17 protein-coding genes are annotated in these 14,966 nt (G+C 63.7%); 15 read left to right on the forward strand and 2 right to left on the reverse strand.

Annotated features, from left to right (window positions below):
- Window positions 1-8 precede the first annotated feature (8 nt).
- Window positions 9-1,145 carry a sodium ion-translocating decarboxylase subunit beta gene (locus tag R3355_RS07535; protein ID WP_318960706.1) on the forward strand — a complete coding sequence of 379 codons (1,137 nt, stop codon included), beginning with the start codon at window positions 9-11 and terminating at the stop codon, window positions 1,143-1,145.
- Window positions 1,146-1,237: 92 nt separating this feature from the next.
- Here the strand turns inward: R3355_RS07535 and R3355_RS07540 are convergent, their stop codons facing one another.
- Window positions 1,238-1,564: an Arc family DNA-binding protein gene (locus R3355_RS07540; protein ID WP_318960877.1), complete on the reverse strand. Its 327-nt coding sequence runs from the start codon at window positions 1,562-1,564 to the stop codon at window positions 1,238-1,240.
- A gap of 553 nt (window positions 1,565-2,117) precedes the next feature.
- On the opposite strand from R3355_RS07540, the gene phnC reads away from it, so the two are divergent.
- From phnC to R3355_RS07610, 14 genes are all read left to right on the forward strand, one after another.
- A complete protein-coding gene (gene phnC, locus R3355_RS07545; RefSeq protein WP_318960707.1) occupies window positions 2,118-2,954 on the forward strand; it encodes a phosphonate ABC transporter ATP-binding protein in 837 nt (278 codons plus the stop codon).
- A 50-nt stretch (window positions 2,955-3,004) separates the two neighbouring features.
- A complete protein-coding gene (phnD, locus tag R3355_RS07550) occupies window positions 3,005-4,009 on the forward strand; it encodes a phosphonate ABC transporter substrate-binding protein (protein WP_318960708.1) in 1,005 nt (334 codons plus the stop codon).
- Between the two features lie 66 nt (window positions 4,010-4,075).
- On the forward strand, window positions 4,076-4,870 hold the full coding sequence (gene phnE / locus R3355_RS07555; RefSeq protein ID WP_318960709.1) for a phosphonate ABC transporter, permease protein PhnE: 795 nt from the start codon (window positions 4,076-4,078) through the stop codon (window positions 4,868-4,870).
- A gap of 36 nt (window positions 4,871-4,906) precedes the next feature.
- Window positions 4,907-5,611, forward strand: a complete 705-nt coding sequence (gene phnF, locus R3355_RS07560) for a phosphonate metabolism transcriptional regulator PhnF (protein WP_318951097.1) — start codon at window positions 4,907-4,909, stop codon at window positions 5,609-5,611.
- Between the two features lie 13 nt (window positions 5,612-5,624).
- Window positions 5,625-6,101: a phosphonate C-P lyase system protein PhnG gene (gene phnG / locus R3355_RS07565; protein WP_413243489.1), complete on the forward strand. Its 477-nt coding sequence runs from the start codon at window positions 5,625-5,627 to the stop codon at window positions 6,099-6,101.
- Window positions 6,101-6,712: a phosphonate C-P lyase system protein PhnH gene (phnH, locus tag R3355_RS07570; RefSeq protein WP_318951096.1), complete on the forward strand. Its 612-nt coding sequence runs from the start codon at window positions 6,101-6,103 to the stop codon at window positions 6,710-6,712. The genes phnG and phnH overlap by 1 nt, the downstream gene beginning before the upstream one ends.
- Complete coding sequence (locus R3355_RS07575) at window positions 6,712-7,815, forward strand: carbon-phosphorus lyase complex subunit PhnI (protein WP_318960710.1); 1,104 nt, start codon at window positions 6,712-6,714, stop codon at window positions 7,813-7,815. The genes phnH and R3355_RS07575 overlap by 1 nt, the downstream gene beginning before the upstream one ends.
- Window positions 7,812-8,705, forward strand: a complete 894-nt coding sequence (locus tag R3355_RS07580) for an alpha-D-ribose 1-methylphosphonate 5-phosphate C-P-lyase PhnJ (protein WP_318960711.1) — start codon at window positions 7,812-7,814, stop codon at window positions 8,703-8,705. Before R3355_RS07575 ends, R3355_RS07580 begins: the two co-directional genes overlap by 4 nt.
- Entirely contained in the window at window positions 8,702-9,511 is an 810-nt protein-coding gene (phnK, locus tag R3355_RS07585) for a phosphonate C-P lyase system protein PhnK (RefSeq protein ID WP_318960712.1), read from the forward strand. The genes R3355_RS07580 and phnK overlap by 4 nt, the downstream gene beginning before the upstream one ends.
- Before the next feature lie 142 nt (window positions 9,512-9,653).
- The gene (phnL, locus tag R3355_RS07590) at window positions 9,654-10,379 is read left to right on the forward strand and encodes a phosphonate C-P lyase system protein PhnL (protein WP_318960713.1); all 726 of its coding nucleotides are present in this window, start codon (window positions 9,654-9,656) and stop codon (window positions 10,377-10,379) included.
- Window positions 10,369-11,514 carry an alpha-D-ribose 1-methylphosphonate 5-triphosphate diphosphatase gene (locus R3355_RS07595; RefSeq protein WP_318960714.1) on the forward strand — a complete coding sequence of 382 codons (1,146 nt, stop codon included), beginning with the start codon at window positions 10,369-10,371 and terminating at the stop codon, window positions 11,512-11,514. The genes phnL and R3355_RS07595 overlap by 11 nt, the downstream gene beginning before the upstream one ends.
- Complete coding sequence (phnN, locus tag R3355_RS07600) at window positions 11,514-12,167, forward strand: phosphonate metabolism protein/1,5-bisphosphokinase (PRPP-forming) PhnN (RefSeq protein WP_318960715.1); 654 nt, start codon at window positions 11,514-11,516, stop codon at window positions 12,165-12,167. The genes R3355_RS07595 and phnN overlap by 1 nt, the downstream gene beginning before the upstream one ends.
- The gene (gene phnP / locus R3355_RS07605; protein WP_318960717.1) at window positions 12,158-12,922 is read left to right on the forward strand and encodes a phosphonate metabolism protein PhnP; all 765 of its coding nucleotides are present in this window, start codon (window positions 12,158-12,160) and stop codon (window positions 12,920-12,922) included. Before phnN ends, phnP begins: the two co-directional genes overlap by 10 nt.
- Before the next feature lie 136 nt (window positions 12,923-13,058).
- Entirely contained in the window at window positions 13,059-14,315 is a 1,257-nt protein-coding gene (locus tag R3355_RS07610) for an MFS transporter (protein ID WP_318960718.1), read from the forward strand.
- 18 nt (window positions 14,316-14,333) lie between these two features.
- Here R3355_RS07610 and R3355_RS07615 read toward each other — a convergent pair whose 3' ends face one another.
- On the reverse strand, window positions 14,334-14,801 hold the full coding sequence (locus tag R3355_RS07615; protein WP_090499522.1) for an Lrp/AsnC family transcriptional regulator: 468 nt from the start codon (window positions 14,799-14,801) through the stop codon (window positions 14,334-14,336).
- Window positions 14,802-14,966 lie beyond the last annotated feature (165 nt).

A 14,966-nucleotide genomic window follows, 5' to 3' on the forward strand; every position in this document is an offset into this window, starting at 1 on the left:
GGCAGATCATGGATAAGCTCCTCAAGCTGTGGCAGAGCACGGGTCTCTATCATGTAGAGCCGGGTCAGGTTTTCATGATCGCGATCTGCCTGCTGCTGATCTACCTGGCGATCAAGAAAGGCTTCGAGCCGCTGCTGTTGATCCCGATCGGCTTCGGTGGCCTGCTGTCGAACATCCCGGTGGCCAACATGGCCGAGGGCGCCGGCTTCCTGCACATGATCTACGAGGTCGGCCTGCCCACCAGCGTGTTTCCGCTGTTGATTTTCATGGGTGTCGGGTCGATGACCGACTTCGGGCCGATGCTGGCCAATCCCAAGACCCTGCTGTTGGGGGCGGCGGCGCAGTTCGGTATCTTCGGTACCCTGCTCGGCGCCCTGGCCCTGGCCTCCCTGGGGATTCCTGGGCTGGAATTCACCCTCAAGGAAGCCGCTTCGATCGCCATCATCGGCGGCGCGGACGGTCCGACCTCGATCTTCGTCACCTCCAAGCTGGCGCCCCATCTGCTCGGGCCGATTGCCGTGGCGGCCTATGCCTATATGGCGCTGGTACCCTTGATTCAGCCGCCGATCATGCGGGCGCTGACCACCAAGGCCGAGCGCGCCATCGTCATGGAGCAATTGCGCCCGGTTGGGCAGACCGAGAAGATCATCTTCCCGCTGATGCTGTGCCTGCTGGTCGGCTTGCTGCTGCCGGATGCGGCGCCGCTGGTGGGCATGTTCGCCCTCGGCAACCTGTTGCGCGAAGCCGGTGTGGTCGAGCGTCTGGCCGATACCTCGCGTAACGCGTTGATCAACATCGTCACCATCTTCCTCGGTCTGACCGTGGGCTCCAAGTTGTCGGCCGATTCCTTCCTGCAGATCAAGACTCTGGCGATCCTGCTGCTGGGCATGCTGGCTTTCTGTGCAGGTACGGCGTCGGGGGTGTTGATGGCCAAGCTGATGAACATGTTCAGCACGCACAAGGTCAACCCCTTGATCGGTTCGGCCGGGGTATCGGCGGTGCCGATGGCTGCGCGAGTGTCGAACAAGGTCGGGCTGGAGGCCAATCCGCAGAACTTCCTGCTGATGCACGCCATGGGGCCGAACGTTGCCGGTGTGATCGGCTCGGCGGTGGCGGCCGGGGTGCTGCTCAACTTCGTGGGGTAGCCGCTGTAAACAAAGAAAAGCCGCCTGATCAGGGCGGCTTTTCTTTGGCCAACAAAAAAACCGGCCGGGAGCCGGTTTTTTATCGTCGCAACTTACGCTTCTTCAGCGGCCATCTCGGCGTCATGGGCGATCAATGCCACCAGGGCATTTTGCTGGCGCCGTGACAGCTGGCGGAAGCGCTGCAGCAATTCGCGTTCGTGCAAGGACAGTTCGGGACTGTCCAGGTTCACATTGAGTTCATCACCCAGACTGCTTTCCTGAAGCATGCTCTGCTCGAGGCGGGCGATGATTTCCGAGTTCATGCTGCGATGATGATTGCGCGCGACATCAGCGATGCGCTCGCGCATGCCATCAGGCAAACGAACGACGAATTTGTCAGCCGTGCGGCTGGAATAAATAGCCTGTTTCATAGGTCGCATACATTTAACCGGTAAGTTCAGGGAAGCGATGCTGGCAGTTAGCACGTGATTGTCACCGTTTTGACCACCGTTAGCACTAGCTGTTCAATCGCAATCATCATTTGCATCGATGTGATTGTACAGGTAAGCGATTATTTGACGCCAATCTTGTGTCGCATTGTGCTTGGCATGAAGGCTCATTGCCAGTACCGGTTGTCAGAAATGCGAGCCATTCAACATAAGCAAAGCATTTGTTGCTGCAGCACAAAAATTAATCAGGGTCAGCAACGAGCCTCAGTCCTTGTCATTGCTGGCCGGCCGGGGTCAGGGTACGGCGATTTTCCGCCTCGGCGTGGCAAACAATTGTGGGAAACCCGTCACTTTCGCCTCACGGTCACGTTGGTGAAGAACCGCTGACGGTAGCCGCTGAGCATCATTACTCATCAGCAAAATTAAACTAGCAGTCACTTAAGCGTCATGGCTCGTTAACGGGGCTGTCACAGGGTTTGCCTACCTTGGTCTACACCAAGCGGCGGCCCTGAGTCGTCAAACCGTTAACTCAAGAGGCTAGTCCATGAACGCAGCGATCCGCGTTGAGAGCCTGAACAAAACGTTTGGCGGTAAACAGGCCCTCTACTCTCTGGCTTTGTCCGTGCAGCCAGGTGAAATGGTCGCGCTGATTGGCGCGTCTGGTTCCGGTAAATCAACCTTGCTGCGCCACCTCGCCGGCTTGGCCTGCGGCGACCGCGCGGCTGGCGGCAGCATCGAGGTGCTCGGCCGTCAGGTTCAGGCGCAAGGTCGCCTGAATGGCGAGGTACGGCGACTGCGCGCTGACATAGGCTACATCTTCCAGCAGTTCAATCTGGTTGCTCGTCTAAGCGTAGTGCAAAACGTCCTGCTTGGCTGTCTTGGGCGAATGCCTCGCTGGCGTGGCACCCTCGGCCTGTTCAGCGTCGAAGAAAAGCAGCGAGCCATGCAGGCATTGCAACGGGTTGGCCTGGCCGATCTGGCCATGCAGCGCGCCTCGACCCTGTCCGGCGGCCAGCAGCAGCGCGTGGCGATTGCCCGTGCCCTGTGCCAGCGCGCCAAGGTGATTCTCGCCGACGAACCGATTGCCTCGCTGGATCCCGAGTCGGCGCGCAAGGTCATGCAGATTCTCGCCGACATCAACCGCGAAGACGGCACCACCGTGGTGGTCACCCTGCATCAGGTCGACTACGCCATGCGTTATTGCCAGCGTGCCGTGGCGCTCAAGGCCGGGCACATCCATTTCGACGGATCAACCGCAGGCCTCAATCCGAATTTTCTCAACGATCTGTACGGCGCCGAGCTGCAGGTTGACGTGCTGCCGGCTGACAAGCCGCGTCGGCAGCGTCCGCAAACAGCGCCCATGAGCCTTGCCAAGGCCTGAACAGACGCTTACGTCTCAACGTTTAGCCGACCCACAACAGGAGTCTCCGCATGTTCAAACGTATCAGTCGTGTCCTCGCCGCGTCCGCGCTGCTTACCGGTTCCGTCCTGGGCGCCGCCCAGGCCGCCGAGCAGGAAATCAATTTCGGCATCATCTCCACCGAGTCCTCGCAGAACCTGAGAAGCATGTGGGATCCCTTCCTGGCCGACATGGGCCAGCAGACCGGCGCCAAGATCAATGCCTTCTTCGCCCCGGACTACGCCGGAATCATCCAGGGCATGCGCTTCGACAAGGTCGATGTGGCCTGGTACGGCAACAAGTCGGCCATGGAAGCGGTGGACCGTGCCGGTGGTGAGATCTTCGCCCAGACAGTGGCATTTGATGGCTCCCAGGGTTACTACAGCCTGATGGTTGCGCACCAGGACAGCCCGATCAATTCGATCGAGGACATGCTGAAGAATGCCAAGACCCTGACCTTCGCCAACGGCGACCCGAATTCCACTTCGGGCTATCTGGTGCCGGGCTATTACGTGTTCGCGCAGAACAACGCCGACGCCAACAAGATCTTCAAGCGCTCGCTCAATGGCAGCCATGAAGTCAACGCCTTGTCGGTGGCCAACAAGCAGGTCGATATCGGCACCTTCAACAGCGAAGGCATGCAGCGCCTGGAAGTGACCGCTCCGGACAAGGCCGCGAAGCTGAAAGTGATCTGGACCTCGCCGCTGATCCCGTCCGATCCGATGGTGTGGCGCAAGAACCTGGATGACGCGACCAAGGCCAAGCTGCGCGAGTTCTTTATGACCTACGGTGACGCCCCGGCCGAGCTGAAAGTCCTGGAAGGCCTGCAGTGGGGCAAGTTCAAGGCTTCCACTGACGATCAGCTGCTGCCGATCCGTCAGTTGGATCTGTTCAAGAAACGCACCGAAGTGGCCAACAACGCCAAGCTCAATGACGCCGACAAGCAGACTCAGCTCAAGGCGCTGGATGCCGAGCTGGCCAAGCTGGAAAAGCGCATGGCGGAAATCGCCAAGCAGAGCCCTGCCAGCGCTGGTTAAGCACTGCTCCCTGCCCGGCACGCGTGCCGGGCAGGTTCTTTCTGCCGCTTGATTCGAGATGTTGTTATGACCACTTTGACCACCAATCCCGCGCCCGATCTGACCGCCAGGCGTTCCTGGACACGGCTGATCGGCTGGGGTGTGTGCTTCGCAGTGCTGGCCTGGTCCTGGCAGGGCGCGGAAATGAATCCGCTGGGCCTGATCCGCGACTCCAGCAATATGGCGACCTTTGCCGCGGACTTCTTTCCGCCGGATTTCAACAACTGGGAGCTGTACCTCAAGGAGATGATCGTCACCGTACAGATCGGCCTGTGGGGCACGATATTGGCGATTATTCTGGCTATTCCCCTAGGCATTCTCTGCTCTGAAAACATCGTGCCCTGGTGGGTCTATCAGCCGATCCGGCGGGTGATGGATGCCTGCCGTTCGATCAACGAAATGGTCTTCGCCATGCTCTTCGTGGTGGCGGTCGGTCTGGGTCCATTCGCCGGGGTGCTGGCGCTGTTTATCGGCACCACCGGGGTGCTGGCCAAGCTGTTCGCCGAGGCGGTCGAGGCCATCGAGCCGGGGCCGGTGGAGGGGGTGCGCGCCACCGGTGCCAGTGCGCTGCAGGAGGTCATCTACGGGGTGATTCCGCAGGTCCTGCCACTGTGGATTTCCTACTCGCTGTACCGCTTCGAGGCCAACGTGCGCTCGGCCACGGTGGTTGGCATGGTCGGCGCCGGCGGTATCGGGGTGATTCTCTGGGAGGCGATTCGCGGTTTCCAGTTCGCCCAGACCTGCGCCCTGCTGATCGTGATCATCCTGGTAGTAAGCCTACTGGACATCATCTCGCAGCGCCTGCGCAAGCAGTTTATCTGACGGAGACCGGGTGCCTGCGGGTGCCCGTTTTAAACCATGCACTTGTCTAGACAACCCGAACCGCTGTACCGCGAACTGGCTGCCGTGCTACGCGATGAGCTGCAGCGCATGAGCCCCGGCGATTACCTGCCGGCCGAGGTGCAGCTGGCTGCGCGCTTTGCGGTCAACCGCCATACCCTGCGCCGCGCGGTGGACGAGCTGGTGCTCGAAGGCCGTCTGTTGCGCCAGCAGGGCAAGGGCACGCGGGTGCTGGCCAAGCCGCTGATCTACCCGATGCAGGCCGGCAGTGCCTACAGCGCCTCGCTCTCGGCGCTCGGTCATCGGGTCGAGGCGCAGTTGCTGGAAAGCCGCCTGCGTCCGGCCAGCTGCGAGGAACGCGAGTACCTGCAACTGGCCAGTAGTGCGCAGTTGCTGGAACTGAGCACTTTGCGCCTGATCGAGGGCCAGCCCGTCAGCCTGATTCGTCACGCCTTCAGCAGCGAACATGCCGAGCTGCTCGCCGACTACCAGGGCGGCTCGTTGCGCCACTACCTGAGCCAGCGCGGCCTGGTCCTGACGCGCACCTTCAGCCTGATCGGCGCGCGCCTGCCCAGTCGTGAGGAAGCCGCGCGGCTGCTGATGCCCCGACACGCGCCGCTGCTCAGCGTGCAAACCCTTTCCCGCGATCTGGCCGGACGGCCGGTGGAGCTGTCGTTATCGACCAGCCGCGCCGACCGTTTCCAGTACCAGCTCGTCCTTTGATGGAGGCTTGTTGATGAACCGCGATTTATCGCAAAGCAACGTGCTGCACAGCGACCCGCAGATCGCCACCCGCCAGCGCTGGATGGGCGTACTCGCCCGCGCTGGCACCAGCTTGGCAGCTTACGAGGCGTTGTTGCGCGACACCGAGTACCGCCTGATCCGCGCCCCGGAAATCGGCATGAGCCTGGTGCGCGGGCGCATGGGCGGCACCGGCAGCCCCTTCAACCTCGGCGAGATGAGCGTGACCCGCTGCGTGGTGCGCCTGGCCGACGGTCGCACCGGTTACAGCTACGTGGCTGGCCGCGACAAACAGCATGCCGAACTGGCGGCCTTGGCCGACGCACACTTGCAGGGCGCCGAGCAGCTGCACTGGCTGAGCCGGCTGATCGACCCCCTGGCCGCCGCCCAGCGCGCCCAACAGGCGGCCAAGTCCGCCGAAACCGCAACCACCCAGGTGGAATTCTTCACCCTGGTCAGAGGAGAAGACTGATGAACGCGGCGAATAGCTCGCACTGGCTGCAACCGGCCTTCAACGACCCGGTGCTGGACGCGCAGACCAGCTTCCGCAGTGCCCTCAAGGCCCTGGCCGAGCCCGGCCTGGCGCAACCGCTGAACCGCGCCCTGGCCCTGGAAAATCTGCATCCGGCGACCTACGCCTTGTGCCTGGCCTTCCTCGATGGCGATACGCCGCTGTGGCTGGCGCCGCGTTTCGACACCCTGGCGATCCGCGCCAACCTGGCGTTCCACTGTGGCTGCCCGATTGTCGCCGAGCGCGAACTGGCGCTGTTTGCCCTGCTCGATGAAACCGAGCTGACGGACCTGTCAGCCTTCGACAATGGCAGCGAGCGCTATCCGGATCAGTCCTGCACCCTGCTGATCCAGCTGGATGCCCTCAGCAATGGTTCGGCCCTGCGCTGGCGCGGGCCGGGCATCAAGGACGTGCGCAGCGTCGAACTGCCGCTGCCGGTGGCGTTCTGGCAGCAGCGGCAGGCGCGCAGCGCCTTTCCCCGTGGCCTGGATGCCTTCTTCGCCGCGGGCGAGCAGGTGATCGGCCTGCCGCGCAGCACCCATGTGCTGCTGAATGCCGAGGAGGCTGCCTGATGTACGTCGCGGTCAAAGGTGGCGAGCGCGCCATCGACAATGCCCACCTGCTGCTGGCCAAGAAGCGCCGTGGTGATACGGCCATTCCCGAACTCAGCGTCGACCAGGTGCGCGAGCAGATGCCCCTGGCTGTGGCCCGGGTGATGAGCGAAGGCTCGCTGTATGACCCGCAACTGGCGGCCCTGGCGATCAAGCAGGCGGCCGGCGACCTGATGGAGGCGATCTTTCTGCTGCGCGCCTACCGCACCACGCTGCCGCGCTTCGGCGCCAGTGCCGCGCTGGAAACCACGCAGATGCAGCTGAGTCGGCGCATCTCGGCCACCTTCAAGGACCTGCCCGGCGGCCAGTTGCTCGGCCCGACCTTCGATTACAGCCACCGCCTGCTGGATTTCGCCCTGCTGGCGGAGGGCGAGCAGCCGGGCCCGAGAGTCGATCCCCAGGCCGAACTGGCCCCATGCCCACGGGTGCTGGAGTTCCTCGCCGACGAAGGCCTGATGGCCCGCGAAACGGACCAGGGCGCAGCGGTGTCGGACATCACCCGCGAGCCGCTGGATTTTCCCGCCAGCCGCGCCCAGCGCTTGCAGGCCCTGGCTCGAGGTGACGAAGGCTTCCTCCTGGCGCTGGGTTATTCCACCCAGCGCGGCTACGGACGCAACCATCCCTTTGCCGGGGAGATCCGCATTGGCGAGGTCGAGGTCTGGCTGGAGCCGGAAGAGCTTGGTTTTGCCGTGCCCCTGGGCGATATCGAGGTGACCGAGTGCGAGATGGTCAACCAGTTCGTCGGCGGCAAGGGCATCGATGCGCAGTTCACCCGGGGTTACGGCCTGGCCTTTGGCTATGCCGAGCGCAAGGCCATGGGCATGGCCCTGGTCGACCGTTCGCTGCGCGCCAGCGAGTACGCCGAAGAAGTGCAAGGCCCGGCGCAGCAGGAAGAGTTCGTGCTGATGCACTGCGACAACGTCGAGGCCGCAGGCTTCGTCTCGCACCTGAAATTGCCGCACTACGTCGACTTCCAATCCGAGCTGGAGCTGATCCGCAAGCTGCGCAAGCAGGAGCAGGAGCAGGAGCAGGAGCAGCCGGCCACCGAGGAGCAACGCGCATGAATGCCCAAAGCCAGATCACCCGTACGCTGGAAGTCGGGTACAACTTTGCCTATCTGGACGAACAGACCAAACGCATGATCCGCCGTGGCCTGCTCAAGGCCGTCGCGATTCCCGGTTACCAGGTGCCTTTCGGCGGCCGCGAGATGCCGCTGCCCTATGGCTGGGGCACCGGCGGCATGCAGCTAACGGCAGCGATTCTCGGTGCCGATGATGTGCTCAAGGTGATCGATCAGGGCGCGGACGACACCACCAACGCGGTGTCGATCCGCCGCTTCTTTGCCCGCACGGCCGGGGTCCGAACCACCACCCGTACACCCGAGGCAACGGTGATCCAGACTCGCCATCGCATCCCGGAAACGCCGCTCAGCGGCGATCAGATCATGGTCTACCAGGTGCCGATCCCCGAGCCGCTGCGCTTTATCGAACCCTCGGAAACCGAGACCCGCACCATGCATGCGCTGGAAGATTACGGCGTGATGCACGTGAAACTGTACGAGGACATCGCCACCTTCGGCCATATCGCCACCAGCTACGCCTACCCGGTGACGGTGGATGAGCGCTATGTGATGGACCCATCGCCGATCCCCAAATTCGACAACCCCAAGCTGCATATGAGCCCGGCGCTGATGCTCTTCGGCGCCGGCCGCGAGAAGCGCCTGTATGCCGTGCCGCCATTCACCCGGGTGGTGAGCCTGGACTTTGAAGATCACCCGTTCGAGATCCAGCGCTGGGATGAGTGCTGCGCCTTCTGCGGCAGCCAGGACTCCTACCTGGACGAGCTGATCGTCGACGACGCCGGGACCAAGCGTTTCGTCTGTTCCGATACCGATTACTGCATGCAGCGGCGTGACGGCTCATGTCCTGAAGAGCTAGAGGAGGGCGCGCAATGAGTGCTGCCGAGAAGCTGCACCTGCACAGCGAAACGGCGCAGCCGCTGTTCAGCGTGCGCGACCTGACCCGCCTGTACGGCCCGGAGAAGGGCTGCCAGGGCGTGTCGTTCGACCTGTATCCGGGTGAGGTGCTGGGCATCGTCGGCGAGTCCGGTTCGGGCAAGTCGACCCTGCTCAGCCTGCTCTCCGGGCGCTGCCCGCCGGATCGTGGTGCGGTCAGTTATCGCGACACGGCCGGCAACTGGCTCGATCTGTACAGCGCCAGCGAAGCGCAACGGCGCACCCTGCTGCGTACCGAGTGGGGCTTTGTCGAGCAGAACCCGCGTGACGGCCTGCGCATGGGCGTGTCGGCCGGCGCCAATATCGGCGAGCGGCTGATGGCTCAGGGCGTGCGCCATTACGGCGAATTGCGTGCGGCGGGCATCGACTGGTTGAAACAGGTGGAGATCGACCCGCTGCGCATCGACGATCTGCCGCGCACCTTTTCCGGCGGCATGCAGCAGCGCTTGCAGATCGCCCGCAACCTGGTTTCCAGCCCGCGGCTGATCTTTATGGACGAACCCACCGGTGGCCTCGATGTGTCGGTGCAGGCGCGTTTGCTCGACCTGCTGCGCGGCCTGGTGCGCGAGCTGGACCTGGCGGTGGTGATCGTCACCCACGACCTGGCGGTGGCGCGTTTGCTGGCGGATCGGCTGATGGTGATGCGCCGCTCCCATGTGGTCGAGGCCGGCCTGACCGACCAGATACTCGACGACCCGCAGCATCCCTATTCGCAGTTGCTGGTGTCGTCCGTCCTGCAGCCTTAGTTCAGGCATGTGGCTGGGTAGGGTGGATGACGCTCTTTTCATCCACCAGCGTGTGCCATCGGTGGATGGATAAAGCGCCATCCACCCTACGAAACGACTCTCGCGCCGGATTACATCCGTACGCATGAAGCTCGAGGTTTATATGAATACGCTTATCGAGGTCTCCGGCCTCAGCAAGACCTTCACCCTGCATCAGCAGCACGGCGTGGTGCTGAATGTATTGAACGGGTTGCATTTCAGCGTGCGCGCCGGCGAATGCCTGGTGCTGCACGGCCAATCCGGTGCCGGCAAATCGACCTTGCTGCGCACCCTGTATGGCAATTATCTGGCCGCCGGCGGCAGTATTCGCGTGTTGCACAACGCCGAATGGGTCGAGCTGGTCGGCGCCGAGCCGCGCCAGGTGCTGGCGGTACGGCGGCAGACCCTGGGCTACGTCAGCCAGTTTCTGCGGGTGATTCCCCGTGTATCGACCCTGGATGTGGTCATGGAGCCGGCGCTGGCCCGAGGCTGGAGCAAGGCCGATGCCGAGGCGCGGGCGAAAAGCCTGCTCAGTCGTCTGAATATCCCCCAAGCCCTGTGGCAGCTGGCCCCCGGCACCTTCTCCGGCGGCGAGCAGCAGCGGGTGAATATCGCCCGCGGCTTTATGGTCGCCTGGCCGCTGATGCTGCTGGACGAACCCACCGCCTCGCTGGATGACGCCAATCGCCAGGTGGTGCTCGAACTGATCGATGAAGCCAAGGCAGCAGGCAGTGCGCTGATCGGCATCTTCCACGACCGTGCCGCCCGCGAGGCGGTGGCCGACCGCTTTCTTGACATGAGCCTGGACATGAGCGCTGCGGCGCAGCAGGAGTACATCTATGCCGGTTGAACAGATTCTTAGCAACGCGCGGATCGTCACCGCCGAGCAGGAGTTTGTCGGCACCCTGGTGCTGCGCGACGGCCTGATTGCCCAGGTGGAGGAGGGCGTCAGCGGCTTGCCCCAGGCGCAGAACCTGGGCGGCGATTACCTGCTGCCCGGCCTGGTCGAGCTGCACACCGACAACCTGGAAAAGTACATGAGCCCACGGCCGGGGGTGGATTGGCCATCGGCCTCGGCGGTGCTGACCCATGATGCGCAGATCGCCTCGGCCGGCATCACCACGGTGTTCGATGCCCTGGCGATTGGCGACGTCAACCCGCGCGGCAAGCGCATGCAGCAACTGCCGGCCATGCTCGAAGCCATCGCCGAGGCCGCTGCGGCCGGGCATCTGCGCGCCGATCACCGCCTGCACCTGCGCTGCGAGCTGTGCCATCCCGATACCCTGGCGGTGTTCCGCGATCTGGTCGAGCACTCGCTGGTGCAACTGGTCTCGGTGATGGACCACTCGCCGGGCCAGCGCCAGTTCGCCAGGGAAGACAAATACCGCGAGTACTACATGGGCAAGTACCACCTCAGCGAGGCGGAGATGGACGCCTTTGTGCGCGAGCAACAGGCCAACTCCATCGAGTTCAGCGATCGCCATCGCCGGGCGATCGTCGAGGACTGTCACGCCCGCGGCCTGTCCCTGGCCAGTCATGACGACGCGACCCTGGCCCATGTGCAGGAGTCGGCGGGCTTCGGCATGTCCATCGCCGAATTCCCCACCACCCTGGAGGCGGCCAAGGCCAGCCACGAACAGGGCCTGAAGGTGCTGATGGGCGCACCGAATATCGTTCGCGGCGGCTCGCACTCGGGCAATATCGCCGCCGCCGAGCTGGCCCGGCAGGGCGTGCTGGATATTCTCTCCAGCGACTATTACCCGGCCAGCCTGTTGCAAGCCGCTTTGCTGCTGGCCGGGCAGGATAACGGCTATGATCTGCCGCAGGCGATTGCCAGCGTCAGCCGCGTACCTGCACAGGCGGCGGGCCTGGATGATCGCGGCGAAATCCGCCTCGGCCTGCGTGCCGACCTGGTGCAGGCACGGGTGCATGCGGGCCAGGCGGTGATCCAGCAGGTCTGGCGACAAGCGAAAAGGGTATTCTGATGAACGGCCGGTTGATCTATCTGATGGGGCCTTCGGGCTCGGGCAAGGACAGCCTGTTGAATGCCGCGCGTGCGCGCCTGGCCGAACGCGGTTGTGTGATCGCCCGGCGGGTGATTACCCGTTCGGCCGAAGCGGTTGGCGAGGATGCCATTGGTGTTTCGCCTGCCGAGTTCGAGCAGCAGGAAGCCGCCGGCGCCTTTGCCCTGAGCTGGCGTGCCAACGGCCTGGCCTATGGCATTGCGCGGCAGGTTGACGACTGGCTGGCGGCGGGGCAGGACGTGCTGATCAATGGCTCGCGCGGGCATCTGCTCCAGGCGCGCCAGCGTTATCCCAGGCTGCTGGCGATCCTCCTGCAGGTGGATGAAGCGGCCCTGCGCCAGCGCCTGCAGGCGCGCGGTCGGGAAAGCGCGGAACAGATCGAGGCACGCCTGGCGCGCAGCCGCAACTTTGTATCGTCCATACCTGGGGCTGCGGGAATTGCGCTTGTGGGAGGCGCTTTGGCGGCGACAGTCGCGGCTGAAGCGGAGCGTCGCCCGGCCCCTGCCACGGCAGCGCCAGCGGAGAGCACCATTGTTCTGAATAACTCCGGCCCGCTCGAACAGACCGTCAGCCAGTTGCTGCAGCTGCTCGGCGATGCGAACGCATGCGCCTGACCCTGCTCGGCACCGGCGATGCCCGCCAGGTGCCGGTCTACAACTGCAGCTGCCCGGCCTGCGACAGCGCGCGGGTTTATCCAGCACGTCGCCGCGGTCCCTGCTGCGCCTTGATCGAATGCGGCGCGCAGCGCTGGCTGATCGACTCCGGTCTGAGCGACCTGTGCGAGCGATTTCCACCCCATAGCCTGAGCGGCATCCTGCAAACCCATTACCACGCCGATCACGCCCAAGGCCTGCTGCACCTGCGCTGGGGCCAGGGGCTGACTATTCCGGTGCATGGCCCGGATGATCCGGAAGGTCTGGCCGACCTGTACAAACACCCGGGCATTCTCGATTTCAGCCAGCCGTTTGCCGCCTTCGAGCGGCGGCAACTGGATGAGTTGAGTGTTACGGCGCTGCCGCTGAATCATTCCAAACCGACCTTTGGCTATCTGTTGGAGGGTCCAGAGGTGAACGGAGAGCGGCGGCGTATCGCCTACCTCACCGATACCCTCGGCGTACCGGATGCCTGTGCCGACGTGCTGCTGCGACAGCCGCTGGACCTGCTGGTGCTGGATTGCTCCACCGCGCCGCAACCCATCGCCCCGCGCAACCATAATGACCTGACCCGCGCACTGGAGGTGGTCGAGCGCTTGCAGCCGAAACAGAGCGTGCTGACCCATATCGGCCATAGCTTCGACGCCTGGCTGCTGGAACACCCCGATGCCTTGCCGGCGGGCGTCAGCCTGGCCTTCGACGGGCAGGTGTTATGACCTCGCCGCGCTTGTGTGGGAGGGGATGGCGCTTGTGCAGGAGGGGCCTTGGCCGCGAATGGGTAGTGCCCCGCCCACGGGTCGCGGCTAAAGCGGAGCGCCGTCCGGCCCTTCCCACTGCATCGAGAGCAACCCGATGAATGCCCGCCGCCTGACCCTGCTGCTGTGTGGTGCGGAAACCCTGGGCATGGCCGGCTTTGCCCTGTTTGCCGCCTTGCTGCCGGACTTTCAGGCGCTGTGGGGATTGAGCAATACCCAGGCGGGCTGGATCGGTGGCGGATTCTTTCTCGGCTATATGGTCACGGTACCGATCCTGACCGGGCTGACCGATAAATACGATGCGCGGCTGATCTACCTGGCCGCAATGCTGCTGACTGCCGTGGCCAATGCCGGCTTCGTCTTCGCCGATGGCTTCTGGTCGGCCCTGGCCTGGCGAGTGCTGGCGGGCGTCGGCCTGGCCGGCACCTATATGCCGGGGCTCAAGGCCTTGTCCGAGCGGATCGAGGGGCCGGCGCAGTCGCGCGCGGTGGCCTTCTATACGGCGAGCTTCGGCTTGGGCACGGCGCTGTCCTTCATTCTCGCTGGCGAGTTGGCCAAGTTCGGCGGCTGGCAGCTGCCAACCCTGCTCAGTGGCGTCTGCGCGTTGCTGGCCTGGGCCATGGTGTATTGGGGGTTGCAGCCCAAGGCGGTGGTGCAGCATGCCCCGCGCAAACTGCTGGACCTGGCCCCGCTGAAAAACCGCGCGGTTGCGGCCTACTGCCTGGCCTATGCGGTGCATAACCTCGAGCTGTTTGCCCTGCGCGCCTGGGTGGTGGCCTTTGTGGTGTTCTCCGGGCAATTGCAGGGCAGCGATCCCTGGTTGTCCGGCACCTGGGTGGCGATGCTGGTGACGCTGATCGGCATGCCCGCGAGCATCTTCGGCAACGAGCTGGCGCTGCGTTTTGGCCGGCAGCGCTGGCTGATCGCGGTGATGCTTAGCTCGGCCGTGCTCGCGGTGTTTATCGGCCTGAGTGCGGCCTTGCCGTTCTGGCTGATGCTGGTGCTGGTGCTGCTCTACAGCATTACCGTCACCGCTGACTCGTCATCCCTGACGGCCGGCCTGATCGCCGTTGCGCCGGCCAGCCACCGCGGCGCGGCCATGGCGCTGTATTCCTGCACCGGCTTTAGCGGCGCCTTTCTCGGCCCGCTGCTATTCGGCATCAGCCTGGATCTATTGGGCGACAAGAGCCTGCTGGGCTGGTGGGCAGCGTTTGCTTTGATGGGCCTGCTACTGCTGCTCGGCCCGCTGGCATTGTGGTGGGCGGGTGCGAACCGGGCAGGGAGCGCTGCGCGTACCGAGGATAAGGAAATTTTGGTGCGCAGAGCGCATCCTACGGGCCAGCGGTCGCCATAGAACAGGCTCTTCGCGGGTTCAATCCAGCGGCAACTCGGTGGTGCGTTTGACTTCGCTCATGGCGATATTGGAATGCGCCTCCTGCACATGCGGGCGCTGCAGCAGGTGGTCGCGCAGGAAGCGCTCGTAGTCGGCGATGTCCTTGGCCACCACCTTGAGCAGGTAGTCCGAGCCGCCGGCCATGGTGTAGCACTCCAGCACTTGCGGATAGCCAACCACCGCCTGCTCGAACTCCTCCAGGTTCTTGCGGCCGTGGGCCGACAGCTTGATGTCGACGAACACGGTCATGCCCAGGCCCAGCAATTTGGGGTTGAGCAGGGCGACCTTGCGTTCGATCAGGCCTTCTTCCTGCATGCGGTGAATCCGCCGCCAACAGGGCGATTGTGACAGCTCGACCTTCTCCGCGATCTCGGCGGCGGAGAGGTCGGCGTTGTGTTGCAACAGGCGCAAAATCTTGCGATCGAGAGGATTGAGCTTTTCCTGCATGATTTATCCTGATTTCTTCTAGTTATTGGAACCGTCATGTGCAGTATTGGCTTTTCGCCCCGAAATTAGAAAGAAAATCTCCGTACCGCTCAGTCATATTCTTAGCCAGTCGTTGCGCCCGGTGATCCCGGGCGAAACAGAACGTGGATGGCATTCACCGTTGCC

It is taken from the genome of Pseudomonas sp., from assembly GCF_033723075.1.
GTDB lineage: Bacteria > Pseudomonadota > Gammaproteobacteria > Pseudomonadales > Pseudomonadaceae > Aquipseudomonas.